This window comes from Nostoc sp. CALU 546, from assembly GCF_048836525.1.
Map to the genome: position 1 here is coordinate 16942 of NZ_JAWJTF010000054.1, position 17576 is coordinate 34517.

The 17576-nt window shown below is 40.9% G+C and carries 11 protein-coding genes; 8 read left to right on the forward strand and 3 right to left on the reverse strand.

Annotation, left to right across the window (positions count from 1 at the left end; all coding sequences use genetic code 11):
• Positions 1–55: 55 nt before the first annotated feature.
• From nadB to RRG12_RS24005, 3 genes are all read right to left on the reverse strand, one after another.
• The gene (nadB, locus tag RRG12_RS23995; protein WP_420760911.1) at positions 56–1726 is read right to left on the reverse strand and encodes an L-aspartate oxidase; all 1671 of its coding nucleotides are present in this window, start codon (positions 1724–1726) and stop codon (positions 56–58) included.
• A 200-nt stretch (positions 1727–1926) separates the two neighbouring features.
• The gene (psbU, locus tag RRG12_RS24000) at positions 1927–2355 is read right to left on the reverse strand and encodes a photosystem II complex extrinsic protein PsbU (protein ID WP_069069002.1); all 429 of its coding nucleotides are present in this window, start codon (positions 2353–2355) and stop codon (positions 1927–1929) included.
• 717 nt (positions 2356–3072) lie between these two features.
• Complete coding sequence (locus RRG12_RS24005; protein WP_420760912.1) at positions 3073–3852, reverse strand: DUF3120 domain-containing protein; 780 nt, start codon at positions 3850–3852, stop codon at positions 3073–3075.
• Positions 3853–4304: 452 nt separating this feature from the next.
• Here RRG12_RS24005 and RRG12_RS24010 point away from each other — a divergent pair, with 452 nt between their 5' ends.
• From RRG12_RS24010 to RRG12_RS24045, 8 genes are all read left to right on the forward strand, one after another.
• Positions 4305–5129 (forward strand): undecaprenyl-diphosphate phosphatase, encoded by an 825-nt coding sequence (locus RRG12_RS24010; protein WP_069069001.1) that lies wholly within the window; start codon positions 4305–4307, stop codon positions 5127–5129.
• A gap of 97 nt (positions 5130–5226) precedes the next feature.
• Positions 5227–6552 carry a TIGR03279 family radical SAM protein gene (locus RRG12_RS24015; protein WP_420760913.1) on the forward strand — a complete coding sequence of 442 codons (1326 nt, stop codon included), beginning with the start codon at positions 5227–5229 and terminating at the stop codon, positions 6550–6552.
• Between the two features lie 1103 nt (positions 6553–7655).
• Positions 7656–8789, forward strand: a complete 1134-nt coding sequence (locus RRG12_RS24020; RefSeq protein ID WP_420760914.1) for a mechanosensitive ion channel family protein — start codon at positions 7656–7658, stop codon at positions 8787–8789.
• Positions 8790–8794: 5 nt separating this feature from the next.
• A complete protein-coding gene (locus tag RRG12_RS24025) occupies positions 8795–9928 on the forward strand; it encodes a mechanosensitive ion channel family protein (RefSeq protein WP_420760915.1) in 1134 nt (377 codons plus the stop codon).
• Between the two features lie 230 nt (positions 9929–10158).
• Positions 10159–12927 carry a family 10 glycosylhydrolase gene (locus tag RRG12_RS24030; RefSeq protein WP_420760937.1) on the forward strand — a complete coding sequence of 923 codons (2769 nt, stop codon included), beginning with the start codon at positions 10159–10161 and terminating at the stop codon, positions 12925–12927.
• A gap of 305 nt (positions 12928–13232) precedes the next feature.
• Positions 13233–14396 carry an ATP-binding protein gene (locus RRG12_RS24035; RefSeq protein WP_420760916.1) on the forward strand — a complete coding sequence of 388 codons (1164 nt, stop codon included), beginning with the start codon at positions 13233–13235 and terminating at the stop codon, positions 14394–14396.
• A gap of 26 nt (positions 14397–14422) precedes the next feature.
• Positions 14423–15634 (forward strand): EAL domain-containing protein, encoded by a 1212-nt coding sequence (locus RRG12_RS24040; RefSeq protein WP_420760917.1) that lies wholly within the window; start codon positions 14423–14425, stop codon positions 15632–15634.
• A gap of 236 nt (positions 15635–15870) precedes the next feature.
• Positions 15871–17214 (forward strand): PQQ-dependent sugar dehydrogenase, encoded by a 1344-nt coding sequence (locus RRG12_RS24045; protein WP_420760918.1) that lies wholly within the window; start codon positions 15871–15873, stop codon positions 17212–17214.
• Positions 17215–17576 lie beyond the last annotated feature (362 nt).

Sequence of the window (17576 nt, forward strand, 5' to 3'; positions counted from 1 at the left end):
GTGTTGATGTAGAAACAGTACTTAGACAAATTCAGTACCCAGACCTGTCTAGTTTTTATATAGTAGATTTCCACCAATGATGTGTTTGTACAAGTGTGTGGACTTGCCAATTTGGGTCTGGTTGCGGATAATCTGAACGGTAGTGCCCGCCTCGGCTTTCGGTTCTAAAAGCAGCACTTTTGAGAATTAAATCAGCTACATCTAATAAATTGCGGGTTTCTGCCCAAAGTCCCAATTGCCGTTCAACATCCGGTAGGTCAAAACTAGCTGGTTCTGCTGGATGTAAAGCAAGCAAGAATTGACTTAAAGGCAAAGTAGCAAAATCTTGCTGCCAAGATTCAATAGTAGCGATCGCACTTTCCAACTTTGATTGTTCCCGACAAATACCAGCACTTTCCCACACTAGACGTGGTAATTTCTCTCTGAGTGCTTCTAGCTGTGCTTGCTGGATCTGCCACTCACTGGCATCAGGACTAAATTTCTGTAATGGTAGCACTGGTGTTTCTGACGGTAGCCCAATATTTTCCAACTCAATTTGGCCCATCTGTGCGCCAAACACAATACATTCCAACAGAGAATTACTAGCAAGGCGATTTGCCCCATGTACTCCCGTACTAGCAGTTTCACCCACTGCATACAAACCGGGGACATTTGTGCGATTCATCAGATCCGCGACAATTCCACCCATCCAATAATGGGCCGCTGGTGCTACTGGAATTGGTTCATGGAAGACATCAATGCCCCAATGTTGACAAACTTTGATGATGTTGGGAAAGCGGTGACGAATTTTGTCGGCGGGGATGGGGCGCATATCCAACCAGACATGAGCAGTTGCCAGATCAAGGGCAGTGCGTTGTAAATGGCTGAAAATTGCTCTACTAACCACATCTCTGGGTGCGAGTTCACCCGCAGGGTGGTAGTCAAAGGCAAAACGCCGCCCTTCATTATCGATAAGATGTGCCCCCTCGCCGCGTACCGCTTCACTAATTAGGAAACGATCAGCACCAGGTTTCGTGAGGGCTGTGGGGTGAAATTGAACAAATTCTAAATCGCGGAGGATGGACCCAGCCCGATATGCGATCGCTACTCCATCACCCGTACTCACAGCCGGGTTAGTAGTTTGGGCAAATACCTGACCGCCGCCACCAGTTGCTAGTACCACAGCACCAGCTTTTACCCATGTGATTTTACCTTGATAAAACAGGCTAATTCCCTGAGTGCGACCAGTTTCAGGTTCAATCCACAAACTCAAAGCTAAAGCTTGCTGAATGACTTGAATATTCTGGCGACGTAATACTTGGGTGGTGAGAGTGGTGGTAACTTCCCTCCCTGTGGTGTCCGCAGCGTGGAGAACACGGCGGCGAGAATGGGCGGCTTCTAAAGTTAAAGCCAAGGCTTGACCTTGACGGTCAAAAGCTACCCCCAAGTTAACTAGGGATTGAATACAGCTAGGGGCATGTTGGGCGAGAAATTCTACAGCGGTGCGATCGCATAAACCAGCACCAGCCTGGATCGTATCTTCAATGTGCAGCGTCGGAGAATCTTCTGGGGCTACCGCTGCGGCAATGCCACCTTGTGCCCAATCACTGGCGGACAAAGTAACAGTTTCTTTAGTAATCAAGCCGACTCGCAGGGATTCTGGTAGACACAGCGCTGTGTAGAGTCCGGCGGCACCAGCACCGACTACTAAGACATCAAATTGGCTAGGAATATCTATCTGAGACAAGGTAATGGGGAAGTTAGGAGTTAAAAGTGAGGAGTGAGGAGTTAAAAGTGAGGAGTTAGAAGTGAGGAGTTTTGAATTTTTAACTCATAACTCATAACTCATAACTCCTAACTCATAACTCCTAACTCATAACTCATATCATGTCCCACTTCTTAGAATCAGAAGTGGGCTGCTATTTGCTACATTTACTGCATATACAGTTATCTGTAGATGCCGTTGTTAAAGCGATCGTCTCCCTCGTTAAAGGCAGGCTCTAGTTCTGTCACGGTGAAATTATCCAAGTTAGCTTGCAGGGTTTGTTTTTGGCGATCGCTCAATCCTGGAAGATCCAATACATCCTCTACATTTTTGTAGGGAGCATTTATGATGATTTTCTTAGCCAGGGTGGGATAAAGTCCTGGAAATTGTTGAAAAGCTCGGACGTTGGTATTATTCAAATCAATTTTTTTACCAAATTCCGTTCCTAGCTTCTTATCTGCCCGATTCTGCCGCTCAATTGCCAGAACTGGGACTTGGGGAAAAGCAAAACTGTTGAAACTAGCAGCTTGGGCTATCTGAGTTGTTCCCAACCATCCCCAGCAACCAAGTAACAAACTAAACACTGTTAATAAACGCGCTAATCCTTTCACGATTTTCTACCTCTTTCCATCAAACAGCAATAAAATTTTTAAGCTAACAGTGGTCATTAGTCATTAGTCATTAGTCGTTAGTCATACTCTGCGGGAAGTCGCTAATGCGTCTACGTGAGAGCGCTAAGAACAAAGGATAAAGGACAAAGGACAAAAGCTGATAGCTTAATTAACACAGCAGTCATCAGAAACTAATATACAGCGTATTAATATCCACAATATTTACTGTTACTGGGTTTGACTGGAATTTTGCCAAAAATATTCATCGTGGTCAGAGTGCTTGCATAGCTACAATCGCCTTCTATCCATCATCCTGGTAGCATTCCCCGCTAGACGAAATCTTTTCGGTGTGGCTGATTCTACCTGCCAAGCAGACACAAAACCGTCAGATATCTAATACCGAAAACCCTAGTAAGAAGGCTTGATGGTGATGAACTGTTATGTAATATTTCTTAACCAATTAATTATCTACAGCCTCATTTTTGATGTGCCGTAGTAGTGCTTAAGGAGGCAGGAGAACGGAGGCAGGAGGCAGGAGGTGATCCCCATAAATAAATTTAGGGGCTTGGAAAGAAAGTGGCAGAGGGCAAAAATATATTTTCTTCCTCCTGCCTCCTGCCTTTCTTCGGTCAATATGAATTTGCCAGACTAGTAGACTGGGCTGGAAAAAGTTTCGGTAAGAGAAGGCTAGACGATGATTACAACCTCCGGCCTTTTTCAGGCTGCGATCGCCGCTAACAAAAATAGGCTATCTACCAAAATTGTGCTTAAAACTGCGCCACCAAAGGCATACCAGTGCCTTTGATTTCGACCTAAAGCGAAAATCCCGACTGTTAGTAGCACTAAGGCAAGAATTATTGCCCAACTTTGTCCCCAGGGTGTTTGTACTTGCATGAGGGCATTTTGTAAGATTTGCGGTGCTACATCTGCATCTACTCTCATAATTTGCCGCCAATAGGGCATCAAATCTACTAGATAAAAATATACATCTGTTAAAGCTGTACCGAGTAAAGAACCTAAATAAAACCAGCTACCTACCTTGCCCCAATTCTTCATTAGACACCAGCAAGCAAACGGTAAACCTATAGATTCCACTGGCAGATGCCATAAAGGTTCCCAACGTAACCAGCCCCAGTAAATCGCCCCTGCTAACCAACTCCCGCTAAATCCTAAGAGTAAATCTCCCCAGACGTAGGTTGCAGTCCGTGACATTAAGCTAAAACTTAGCCACACCCAAAATGCTGTAAGCGCTAAACTCAGATTTGGTAGCGATCGCACTATTGGCGCTTCTATAAATACTGGCACTGTTACCAAAAACACGGCTGCCGCAAACACCAACCAAGTTTGTCGCTCAGAAGTAGATAAAGGGAGAGAGGGAGAAAAAGAGAGTGTAGATTCCAGTTGCCTGATACCATTCTGCCCAGTATCAGCCAAATCCAACTCGGTATCAATAGAAGGGGTAGAAGCAGTGTAGGAGGACAGTGTATTATTAATCAATGTTTTTAATATTTGTTACTAAACTTTATCTTATTTAAGATATCACACTTTAAAATCCCCCCCTAGGGCATTGTAATTATACTGAAATTTCGGGGAGCGCTGGCATAAACGAAACAAAACGTCCTGCGCCATACTTAATTTATTCAAAGTTGTACTATTTACAGAACTCCTCTGTAGTGCATTGTGAATGAGCGATTACTGAAAGATGAGCGGTAAAATTTGAAAATTAAAAAGTGAACTGTCATGAGTCCACTAAATATTAAAGTTTGATGAATTTCCGAAATTGCGTTGACTTATTGAGATGGGTGTAAGAACATAGTCAGCGTCTTCGATGATGTTATTGATTCAGTCAAATTGACTTTTCTACAAGACTAGGTGCTATTGAGAGTATATAAAAGAACATCATCATCTAAATAATTATGTATATAACAGAAAAAAGGTATTAATTGCATATGGAGTTTATTCAAGCTTTTATTTTGGGTATTGTTCAAGGTATTACAGAGTTTTTGCCCATCAGCAGCACTGCACATCTTCTGATTGTGACAAAGGTATTTGGTTGGAAAGAGCTAGGTTCTAAAGATTTTGTTGATGCAATTCAATTTGGTAGTGTTATAGCTATTGTTTGGTATTTTTGGTCACTAATTTCTAGTATTGTCAAAGGTGGAATCGAAGCGCTGAAAGAGAAAGACTGGCAACGTGAGGAATGGAAAATTCTTGTTGGTATTGCAGTAGGAACAATACCTGCTTTAATTACCGGTTTTATTTTAAAAGATATTCTACCGGAGAGTGCATTAATAATTGCCATTATGTCAATTATTATGGCAATTTTACTAGGGTTAGCAGAAAAAATTGGCACTCGCAAGCGAGGTTTCGATTCATTGCAGATTCGGGATGGTATTTTAGTTGGACTGGGACAAACACTTGCTTTGATTCCCGGTGTTTCTCGTTCTGGTTCAACGTTGACAACTGCCTTATTTTTAGGATTAGAACGCGATACAGCGGCGAAATTTTCATTTTTATTAGGGTTTCCAACTCTTACCATTGCTACCCTGTATAAAAGCCTAAAAATATTCAATTTATTTCAAGCCCAACAGTTGCCAGATAACATTGTTGGATTGTTAATTGTCGGGATTATTTCAACCTTTATTTTTTCCTACCTATCAATTGCATTTTTGATCAAATACTTACAAACCAAAAACACTTTGATTTTTGTTTGGTATAGATTAGCGTTCGGTAGCGCTATTTTAGCTGCGATCGCAGCAGGTTGGAAAGGATAATAGTTATTAGTTATTAGTCATTAGTCATTAGTCATTGGTCATTTGTCCAAACTAAATGACTAATGCCCCATGCCCAATGCCCCATGCCCAATTCCCAATGAATACAATTAATCCTGCCCGAATTACTAAGGTTCTTCCAGACTCAATAGCCGCAGAGATTGGCTTTGAAGCCGGGGATGCGATCGTTGCTATTAATGGTACACGTCCCCGCGATTTAATTGATTATCAGTTTTTGTGTGCAGATGAAGTCTTGGAACTAGAAGTTTTAGACGCTGCTGGTAAAACTCATAGTCTGGAAATCGAAAAAGATTACGACCAAGACTTGGGGCTAGAATTTGAAACAGCCTTATTTGATGGCTTAATTCAATGCAATAACCGCTGTCCATTTTGCTTTATCGACCAACAACCACCAGGTAAGCGCACCAGCTTGTATTTTAAAGACGACGATTACCGCCTAAGCTTTTTGTACGGTTCTTATCTTACCCTCACCAACTTGCCAGAAAGAGAATGGCAGCGGATTGAACAAATGCGCTTGTCTCCCTTATATGTTTCTGTTCATGCCACAGAACCCGAAGTTAGAATTAGACTGCTGAAAAATCAGCGTGCGGGACAAATCTTAGAGCAACTCAAGTGGTTTAAAAAAAGGCGGCTACAAATTCATGCTCAAGTAGTTGTTTGTCCTGGTATAAATGATGGCAAACATCTGGAGCAAACTCTCAAAGATTTAGCATCCTTTCATACTGGTGAAGTGCCTACTGTGGCATCGGTGGCAGTTGTGCCAGTCGGATTAACACGGTTCCGTCCCCAAGAAGACGAACTCATACCTGTAACCAGGGAAAAAGCTAAAGAAGTGATTTCTCAAGTCAAAACACTATCAGGGCAATTTCGCCAAAAATTTGGTTCCAGCGTTGCTTGGTTAGCCGATGAGTGGTTTTTGATTGCAGGTGAGGAATTGCCAACTGAATCTGAGTATGAAGAGTATCCTCAAATTGATAATGGTGTTGGTTCCATTCAATTGTTTATCAAGCAATTTGCAGCCGCCGCAACAGAATTACTACCGCCAAAGGTTTATCCTCAGAGAAAATTAACTTGGGTAGTAGGCAACGCAGTAGAAAACGCATTTAAACCTATCTTGAAACGTTTAAATTCTGTTGAAGGTTTAGAAGTAAATATGCGTGCTTTATGTAGTGATTATTGGGGACAAAGTATCACTGTCACGGGATTATTAACTGGTCATGATTTGTTGTTGAACTTACAAGGGCAAGATTTGGGAGAAGGAATTTTACTGCCAAATGTAATGCTCAAACATGGTGAATTGGTATTTTTAGATGATATGAGTATTGAAGAATTAGCGTGTAAATTAGATACAAAAATCTTACCAGTAGCAGGAGTTGAAGATTTAATCAATACCTGTATTTTTTAAACTGATTCTGTTAACTCTTTAGTCTATACAATTTAACTACGTTCTGCAATACCTTCTTGCTTAGTGCTTGGGAGAACGCATTTTTAACCTAGTTTTTTGATCCCTTATGGTGTAGACTAAAAATCAACAGGTAAATGTAGCGATAGCGTGCAGGCAATTAGGCTAATCAGCTAACCAATGCTAGCTAACTGGGCATTGCTGCTGGTATGTACAGCAGTTTAGGGTTAGCAACATAAAAATAGCTCTGGTAAAAAGCTGATCAAAAACAAGGGAAATTTAAATCCTTACCATTTTTAGCCAACTGTCCCAATAGAATTGAGGGCAATCCACAAACTGCACGTGTTTGTGTGGTCAATTTTTAGATAGATAGCTTCTAAGGTTAGTCATATTTAGCTCATAGCCTAGATACGAAGTTTCATCGATTCAGCGACCAAATTAACTTTACCTAGTCCAACTCTTTGGGCTAAAAATTTTTGGCATCCATACATTGGGATGTAACATACAAAGTTTACAAATTTTGATTTGTAAGCTTCTTGTTCACTATTACACTTAATTAAATCTCATGACTGATTTTAACCTTATCCGAAATATCTGCATCATAGCAGTAGCATATCTATCCAGCATCTATTTTTGGATATCTTTATCTCAGGATTCAAACGATTAAAATAACTGCTAAAAGATTCACTCCAAAGAATATTTTAGTAGTTTGGACAGTTTAAGTGATAAGTTTGTCTTTAAGACCATAGATAAGCATATCATTTAATAATCTAATCTGTCAAGAAATAGGGCGGATATCTCAGGAAAAGGCAGCTAGAGAAAACTTATACCAGGAGTTTAGCCAGATAGCAAGGGAGCATCCCAATTTTGGAAAAACACGAATAAATCTCCACCATCAATATTTTTTGTCTTTGCTTTTGTTACCAAGCTTGTAAGCTGTTACGCATAAAAGATTGCATATTTAATCATGTAGCTTGTTCCCTGTTGATTTTCAATGGTCAGCGGTAACAATCCTGATGATTAATCGTGTTTTCTGAATGTGTTTGAACTTAGCAACTGGTGACAGAGTGTCGTAGAGAGATTGAAAGTAGATTTACCAATTTGGGATGCTCTTGATAGCAACTTGTACATTAATTTCCGAAATGGATATTTTTTCGTCAGAAATTTTTACAAATAGAGACTTACAAATTGGGTTACTAGGGCTAGTAGCCGGACTTTTTATTTTCATAGTTGGTCGTTTCATGGTTTCATTGACAAACTTACTCTGGAAACGTTTGGGTTTTATCCAAATTACTGATGTTTACCAAAAGTTAATTAAGCCAAATGAAGACTTATTAATTGTGGTAGCTGTAATTGGAATTTTTGAGGTTGTTACATCTTTTTTACCTAGAAATCAGTGGACAAACTCATTAGAAATTATTGTGAGTTTAACTCTGGCGATCGCAGTCAGTTGGTTAGCCTCTAAATTATTTCAAAACTTCTTTGATTTCTATTTATTAAATGCTGCTTTCAAAACTGGGCAAAAAATCAGCAGTGAGTTACTCATTCTCTTCAAATGGGTTGCCAATCTCATTATTATCTTTTTAGCGATTCTTACCTATGCTCAAACACATCAAATTAATCTTTTAGGATTGCTAGCTAGTTTAGGAATCGGTGGTTTAGCAGTAGCCTTTGCTGCTCAAAAAACCCTAGAACAAGTTTTGGGTGGCATTGTTCTTTATCTTGATCGCCCTTTCGTGATTGATGATTATATTGGTCTTCCCGATGGGACTTTTGGACGAGTTGAATCTATAGGATTAAGATCCACCCGAATTAGAACATCCGGTAAGGGAACTGTGATGATAGTTCCCAACAGTTCACTGACTCAAGTAAATATTGAAAATTTTACTGGTGCAAAGAAAGTCATGTCTATTCTGTATTTGACCTTCTACCGAACACTCAGTAGTGAAGATCGAGCCTTAATTCGCCAAGTTATTCTAGACAGTACAAATGGTATTTTTGGGATTGATTATCGGAATACAGAAGTGACTTTTAAGAGTGTCAATAATTCCATCGAACCAGATAAAACCCAGGCACAAGTTGCTTTCTTTATCTTAGGTTCTGGAGATGTATCGATGGAATTACGTCGTCAACTGCTAAATATGGCAACCGAAAGCATGACGCAGTGTTTAAAAGAATATGGTATTGCTTTTGATATAGAAGAACCAACAATTTATGTGGACTCGCCCATTACAATTTAGAGATAATGACGAATATTTCACGGATTATTCTAGAATTTCTTCAACGTGATAGCACAATATCAGCCCTATCTAGACTTGGAGTCTTTCTAGTTTTTATTTTCCTGTCTTTACTGATAGGAAGATATACTCCTACATTCTTACGAATTATTATTCGACGTTTTGCACCGCAGCAAGTAGCCAGTATTTATAACAATTTAATTGACCCAATTAGAAACTTATTTAGAATCACAGGTAGTTTAATTCTCATTTCATTATCTTTAGCGTGGATTGTAGAATATGAATCTATCTACAGACTTATTTCTCCCATTGTTGATTTAGCTGTTATTGTCAGTATTGCTTGGCTATGTTCTCGTTTATTCCGACAGTTTATTCGAGTATATGGAATTGAAATATTACGTAAATTTGGTCGAGAAGTAGATGAATTACTTTTAGTATTTGAAACTTTTGCAAATGTAATTATCGGATTTATTGCTGTTCTGGCATTTGCCCAAAGTCAACAATTTAATTTAGTTGGATTATTAACTGGATTAGGAATTGGTGGATTAGCTGTAGCTTTTGCGGCTCAAAAAACCCTAGAGCAGTTGTTGGGAACAATTGTGTTGTATTTAGATCGCCCCTTTGTCCCTGGAGAATATATTCGTTTACAGAAATCTCAACAAATTCCTGAAGGTTTATTTGGGCGAGTTGAGTCAATTGGCATCCGTTCAACCAAAATTCGTGCTGCGGCTAAAAGTACGTTGTTTATTATTCCCAATTCAATATTGGCAAACTTAGAAATTGAAAATATTACACGAGGCAAGAAAGTTATGGTGCTGCTCTACCTCGATTTTTTAGACTTGCTGCAAGACCCAGAACAAGCTCTAGTTCAACAGGTAATTGTCGAAAGTACTAATTCGCTATTTGGTATCGATCCAGGCAGCACCAGTATTACTTTTTTAACCCACAACAATGCAGAAAAACAGATCACTAGAACAAGAGTGACATTTTTTATTTTGGGTTCCAGTGAGAACTCTTTGCAGTTAAGAAAACGCTTGTTGGAATTAGCAAATGAAAAAATTTCTAAAAAGCTAGTTACTAATGGAATTAAATTCACGCTGCAAGAGCCAACAATTTATGTAGAATCGCCTGTGACAATTTGAGTATCAATCTTGGCATTTTTTATTGGTTTTGATAGGCTAGATTGATGAAAGTAACTCACTAAGTACTTCTATAGGAATCCTATTTGATCTGGGAGAAGCCAGACCAATAGTTAGGTTTACGGAATTCAGGCTATAGGATCAGTAAACTTACCAGGAATCAAGCCAGAGTCCTAGATTATGTACTAATGAATTCTGACTAATAACTCAATTAATAATCAAATGAGGAGTGACTGGTGAGGCATCAAGAAAACCAAAAAGATATAAGTTTAAAAATTAAAGAAGCTAGAAGATTATTTATTTTAAGTTGTGAAATTGTAATTTTAAATTTTTTGAGTATTTTGCCAGTAACGGCAGCAACCGAAGAACCCATATTAAGCGTAGTGTATGGCCAAGAAAATGCAAATCAATGGACAGGGATCAGCGATCGCTTAGAGGCAATAGGGGTGAAATATTGTGTAATCCCCCTAAATGACGTCAAGAGTATGGCAGATTGGGGCGATCGCCGGGTATTGTTTTTGCCAAATGTCGAGACATTAACACCAACCCAAGCGATCGCTCTAGAAGAATGGATGAGTAAGGGAGGACGCCTGATTGCCAGTGGCCCCATAGGTAGTTTGTCATCGCCAGGAGTACGACAGTTATTGCGATCGCTATTGGGAGGTTATTGGGGATTCAGCCTCAGTGAAACAGAACAGATTCAAGCTGCAAAAACCAAGATCCCAGTATGGGCAAATCAAACTGAACTCTTTGGCAAAGTGCGCGGCGGCGTTGTGATTCCTAACGATATGGGTACTCAATCTCCTGCTGTTTGGAATTCCAAAGATAATCCGGCCGCAGTCGTGACAACTGAGCGTTCCACCTTTTTGGGCTGGCGTTGGGGAACAGATACAGCCTCAGCCGCCGAGTTAGATAATGCCTGGTTAAAAGCTGCTGTCAATCACTATCTGACAGCGCCAGCACCATCAAATCGGATGAAAAAAATAGCCGGAGGTTCCCAAAATTGCTCTACGACTGTGGCAGCTGCGCCGAGGGAGCAGGGGGTCAGGGAGTCAGGGGGGCAAAGGAGCAATTTACCTCCCTCATCTCCTCCTCCTAAAACTGCCACTGCTCCCATCCCTAGAGCGCTTCCTATGGTCAAACCCCCGGCTTCCCAAGAGGCTATTGATCAATTGGAAGAAGCAGTGCGTTTAGATGTGGTACCCAACTCCAATGAGCCGATTGACAACAACCAAGCGATCGCTCTCCAGCAAGAGCTAGAAAATCTCATTGGTCGGGTGGAAAGTGCCCATTTAGCAGTGTTAGCCGATGCGGCCAATGTTGGCGAAACGATATCTGAGGAAAAGCAGTCTTCAAGTGTCAAAGAGCAGCCGCTACAATTGGCTTCAACCCAACTGCGATCGCTAGGCACGAGTAAAGAGCAAGCCTTGGCACAAGCAAGGCTAATTGCCAAAAACTTACCTCAATTGATTGCTCAAAAAAATTACGCTCTGGCTCGTCAGCAGTGGCTAATCGCTAAAACAACTTTGTGGCAACAGTTTCCTGTTGATCGGAAACTAGCTCAACCAGAAATTCGCGCAGTTTGGTTAGATCGAGGGACAATTGTTCGTGCTGGTAGCAAGGCGGGACTGGCACAGATTTTTGATCGCCTCGCCCAAGCTGGAATTAATACCGTCTTCTTTGAAACTGTTAACGCTGGCTATACCATTTATCCGAGCCAAGTTGCAAAAGAGCAAAACCCATTAATTCGTGGCTGGGATCCATTGGAAGAGGCGGTGAAATTAGCCCATGAGCGAGACATGGAATTACACGCTTGGGTTTGGACTTTTGCTGCTGGGAACCAACGTCACAATGAAATTCTCAACATTAATCCTAATTATCCAGGGCCAGTACTGGCGGCTCATCCCGATTGGGCAAACTACGATAACCTTGGCAACATGATTCCCGTTGGTCAGGGTAAGCCATTTTTCGATCCAGCCAACCCCGAAGTACGGCAGTACTTGCTCAAACTGTATGAGGAAATTGTCACTAAATATAAAGTGGATGGTCTACAGCTAGACTACATTCGCTATCCTTTCCAAGACCCATCAGCAGGTCGAATCTATGGCTATGGCAAAGCTGCAAGAGCGCAATTTCAGCAACTTACTGGCGTAGATCCAGTGAATATTTCCCCTAGTCAAGCCGATTTGTGGCAAAAGTGGACAAAATTTCGCACCGAGCAAGTTGATAGTTTTGTCGCCCAAGCATCACAACAGTTAAGGCAAAAGCAGCCGAATTTAATTTTGTCGGTTGCAGTATTTCCTTTGCAGGAAGCAGAACGGATTCAGAAAATTCAACAAAACTGGGAAACTTGGGCAAGGCGTGGGGATATAGATTTAATTGTTCCCATGACTTATGCTCTAGACACTTCTCGCTTCCAACGACTGGCCCAACCCTGGATTGCATCTAAACAATTGGGAGCTACCTTATTAGTGCCGGGAATTCGCTTACTTTCTTTGCCAACAATCGGGGCATTCGATCAACTCCAATTGGTAAGGGATTTGCCAGTTAGTGGTTATGCACTTTTTGCTGCAGAGAATTTTAACAACGATCTACAAAAAGTTTTTAGTAGTACCCAAGGTAGGGTTCAATCCACAAAAAGTGAACCGATTCCTCACCGCCAACCTTTTCAAACTGCTGCCATCCGTTACAGTGCGCTGCAACGAGAATGGAAATTTATTTTCCAAAATGACCAAGTACAAAGGCCGGCTCAGAAAATATCAGATTTTAACAACCAGGCAGAAGTTTTACGCAGTGCTTTAAATCAGCTTGCCGCTTCCCCTTCTCCTAGTAAGTTACTAGTGGCGAGAGCCTCTTTAAGTCGTTTCCAGTCTCAATTTCGGGTATTGATGAGCCAAGAACTTAAGTCGAATTCCTATCAAGTGAAAGCTTGGGAAAATCGGCTTGTAACCATAGAAAGGCTATTACGTTACGGCGAACGACGAGTGCAGCTGCGTCCTTAGTCAAGAGACAGGGAGCAGGGGAGTGGATGAGGGAGATGGGGGAGACAACGGAGATGGGGAATGTATCAAACAAGTCTCTTCCTTGTCTCTTCTCTATGCCCCATGCCCCATGCCCCATTCCCAATTCCCCATTCCCAATTCCCATTTTCAACTAGCTGGATATAAGCTAGTTTGTAATTCTTAACACACTTTTTGTAGTGTTTTTATCCCGAATATTACTACTTATTTAGCGTCAAAATATTAGAAAATACTTAGATAACCAGCTTTAGATAACTATTGTTTGATAATAGCTATCGTAAAAATTTATGCAAGCTTTACCTCAGCTTATCGGCCTACAAAGCTTAGAGTCAATAATTGACTGTTCGTTGCCAATAGTTGTACCGGAAACATCACTATTAGATGCAATATCTACGAGGGGCTACGCCTACCCACTGATGGTAGCGCGGGGCAAGAGTGTCTTGATTTCTTCATCTTCGCAGATAGTGGGGTGCTTCACCAAGCATGAGATGGTACTGCTTGTAGCTTCTGGAAATAGCTTGAAAACAGCCAATATTTTTGAAGTTATGCATACCTCGGTCATGACATTGGACGTGTCAGAATTTTCGGAGATAGCCTCAATATTTTCACGTTTGCGCCAGCAGCAGTGTGATCTATTGCCAGTTACAGATAACCAAGGTCAGATTTTTGGTAATATTACCCCTGAAAGTATCTCTCAAGGATTAGCACAAAAAATAGAGAAAACTAGAGACAAACCTAGTATTGGTTCCTTTGAGGTAGAACATCAGATTCTAATTGAGAGACAATTACTCAAGTACAAATGGTTACTAGCACGCGCTATAGTACGTAAAGATACGACAGGCAAACTTGTTCGCCTAATTGGAGTTTCTAAGGAGGATTTGGACTTCTATTGTAAGTGTGATACCAGGGTGATGCAGACGAATGCACCCAACTATCACATAATCATGAGTGAGATATTGAATGATGTGTTGATTATCGGTAAGTCAGAAGCGGGAAAATTAGAGTATAGACCAACATCCTTCAACTTGGTCGAATACAGCCGACAATTACTAGAAAAAGTACAGATGAATCTGGGCTATCGGCGTTTGATTTATTTTACCAGTCAATATAACTCTGTAACCTGCTGCATGGATGAAAAACTGCTGGGACGCATTTTGACTAACTTGCTCTCAAATGCGATTAAATATTCCTCAGATGATAGCATTGTCAAGTTTAGTCTCCTTTGTCAGCATGGGCAAGCAGTATTTGAAATTCAATATTGGGGAATTGGTATTCCAGAAGACATACCATATCTCTTTGAATCCTTTAATCGCGCTAGTAATATCGGTAATATACTAAGTAGTGAATTAGGAATAGCAGTTTTAAAAAACGTGTACAGATATCTACAAAGGCTTATTTTTATAATAAGTAAACTGGAATTTGGTACAAGTTTACTGTCATTTTCCCATTAAAAAATAAAATATAAATTGAGGTAATTATGCCAAGAATTTTAATAATAGAAGATGAGGAAGCAGTCCGTGAAAACATTTTAGATTTGCTAGAAGCTGAAGATTTTGAAACTATTGCTGCGGCTAATGGCAGAATCGGTGTAAATTTGGCTATTTCCGAAGTTCCCGATTTAATTCTCTGTGATATGATGATGCCAGAAATTGACGGTTATGGCGTGCTAACAGCGTTGCGTCAAGATCCATCAACGGCAACAATTCCCTTCATTTTTCTAACCGCCAAATCTGCAAAATCTGACTTCCGTCAAGGTATGGATATGGGTGCTGATGACTATATAACTAAGCCATTCACTAGGGCTGAGTTATTAAGTGCCATCATGAACAGGCTGGAAAAATACGCTACCTTAAAAAGGTATTTATCTCCTCAGACTGTAATTAACAACTTGTCTCCAAAGATGCAGTTGTTAGAAATTAGCTTACATCGGGCTATCAAGCAACATAAATTTCAAGAGTTTGAAATTTATTATCAACCAATAGTTGATATTGCTTCTGGGAAGATAGTAGCTGCTGAAAGTTTATTGCGCTGGCAAAGTCCAGAGTTGGGGATGATTTACCCAACAGAGTTTGTTCCGTTAGCAGAGTCTACAGGTTTAATTGTTCCTATTGGTAAATGGGTATTAAAAAGGGTCTGTCAACAAATTAAAAGCTGGCGTGATATCGGAATAAATTCCTTGATCTTTGCTGTAAATCTGTCAGTAATTGAATTTAATCAACCAGATTTTATTCATAACATTATCAATTTGATAACTGTCAATGAGTTGGAAGCACATTACTTAGAACTAGAACTCACTGAAAGTATGATTATGCAAGATGTAAATAGTGCGATCGCTACTATGAGCAAATTGCAATCTTTGGGTGTGAAAGTTGCGATCGATGATTTTGGAACTGGCTACTCTTCTTTAATTTATCTAAAAAATTTACCAATTAACACCTTAAAAATCGATCGTTATTTCATCCATAATGTTGCTAACGATCCACAGAAGTCAGCCATTACTAAAGCATTAATTCAAATGGCTCACAATCTCAATCTAGATGTAGTTGCCGAAGGTGTAGAGACGGAAGCAGAACTGGCTTTTTTACGCCAACACAACTGTAATTCTATGCAAGGTTTTCTATTTAGTCGTCCCTTACCAGCAGCAGAGTTTGAAAATTTTTTGTTAACTAACAAATGTTTATATGTTTAAACATTGGGCATTGAAAAGAGGCAGAGGGGCGGGGTGCTTTTAGCAGAGGGGAGAACTCTTCTCCCTTACTCCCTGCTCCCTTGCTTCTTCCCCATTCCCCATGTCCCCCTCATCTTCACAGTCCTCAATCCCCAGTCTCTAGTACCTTAACTAATTAAGAAAAATCAAACTTTAGACTGGCGACAATTATTAATCTCAAGTCTAAAGTAAAAAAATTGTGTATAGTTTCTACCGCCATGAAAGTCCTTGCGCGTTTCTTGCTGCCAGTTTTTTTACTGACCTTGGCAGCGGCCTGTAATCAGACTCGCGCTAACTCAGATAATCCTACACCTCAAAAATCTGTACCTTCTGCCCAACTGACACAGAATCCTACACAGCCAAAAAATATTGTCCGTACTGAAGCACTTTCACCTACACCCATCCGCATCAATCTGAAGAATTTACCAGCACCCTTCGCAACAGAAAGTGCCTCTAAGCGGCCAGAGGTTGTACCGATTCCGCAAAACCCGGTGCTGCGTGTACCGCCAGGATTTACAGTAAACGTTTTTGCCGAAGGTTTAGATGCGCCACGCTGGCTAGCTTTAACCCCCAGTGGGGATGTATTGGTGACTGAAACCGGGCAAAATCGGATTCGTCTGTTACGTGACAGCAATGGCGATGGTATAGCCGACGTTCGAGAAACCTTTGCTAGTGGGGAAAACGGACTCAATAGACCCTTTGGTATGGCTTTTGTAGATAATTCGTTTTTTCTGGGGAACACAGATGCTGTGGTGCGTTTTCCCTATAGCCAAGGCCAAAACCAGATTACAGGTAAAGGGGAAAAAATTGCCGATTTGCCCGCTCAAGGTTATAACAACCATTGGACGCGCAATGTCGTTGTCTCACCCGATCGCAATAAATTATATGTTTCAGTCGGTTCAGGAACAAATGTGGATGAGGAACCCTTACCACGGGCTTCGATACAGGTGATGAATTTGGATGGTTCCCAACAGCAAACTTTTGCTTCCGGCTTGCGTAACCCTGTTGGTTTAGACTTTCATCCTATAACTAAGGAACTTTATACCACTGTCAACGAACGGGATGGAATCGGTGATGAATTGGTTCCAGACTATCTGACACGCGTTAAACAGGGGGCATTTTACGGCTGGCCCTATTCTTATTTAACACCAAACAACCTCGATCCGCGGCAAAAGACTGATGACAAAAGCAAACGTCCTGATTTAGTAGCCCGTACTCAAACGCCAGATGTACTGTTCCAGGCGCACTCAGCAGCATTGGGTTTGCAGTTTTATGATGGTAAAACGTTTCCGAAAAAATACCAGAATGGTGCTTTTGCGGCTTTTCGTGGTTCTTGGAACCGCGATCGCGGCACTGGTTATAAAATTGTATTTGTTCCCTTCGATGCTAAAGGGCGATCGCTTGGTTACTACGAAGATTTTCTCACAGGATTTTTGCTAAACCCTTCTGTACCAACCACTTGGGGACGACCTGTAGGTTTACTCGTGTTGCCAGATGGTAGTCTACTACTAACAGAAGAAGCCAATAATCGGATTTATCGGATTCAGTATACGGGTGGTTAAGGAATTCACGCCTTCAAACATTTAGAAATTCACGGATAGGATCTGTTGCCTAAAGTAAAGTTAGAGCAGTTGTCATCAATAGAGACGTTGTGACTGCATCTCCCTACCCAGGTTTATCTCGTTTACGGTAAATTACTGATGAAGAAGAATGCAGAATGCAGAATCCAGAATTCAAAATCAAGACGCTCGTGACGCTCGAATACTCGCTAACGCTGCGCTATCGCCCTTGGGGCTAGCTTCTCCCAAAGGGAGAAGACTCGCTTTCCGCGTCGCTATCCGTCATTCATACAGAATACCCAACTGAATTCTGACTCCTGACTCCTGAATTCTGTTCGATAAATACTAATACTTATCTGGTTGAG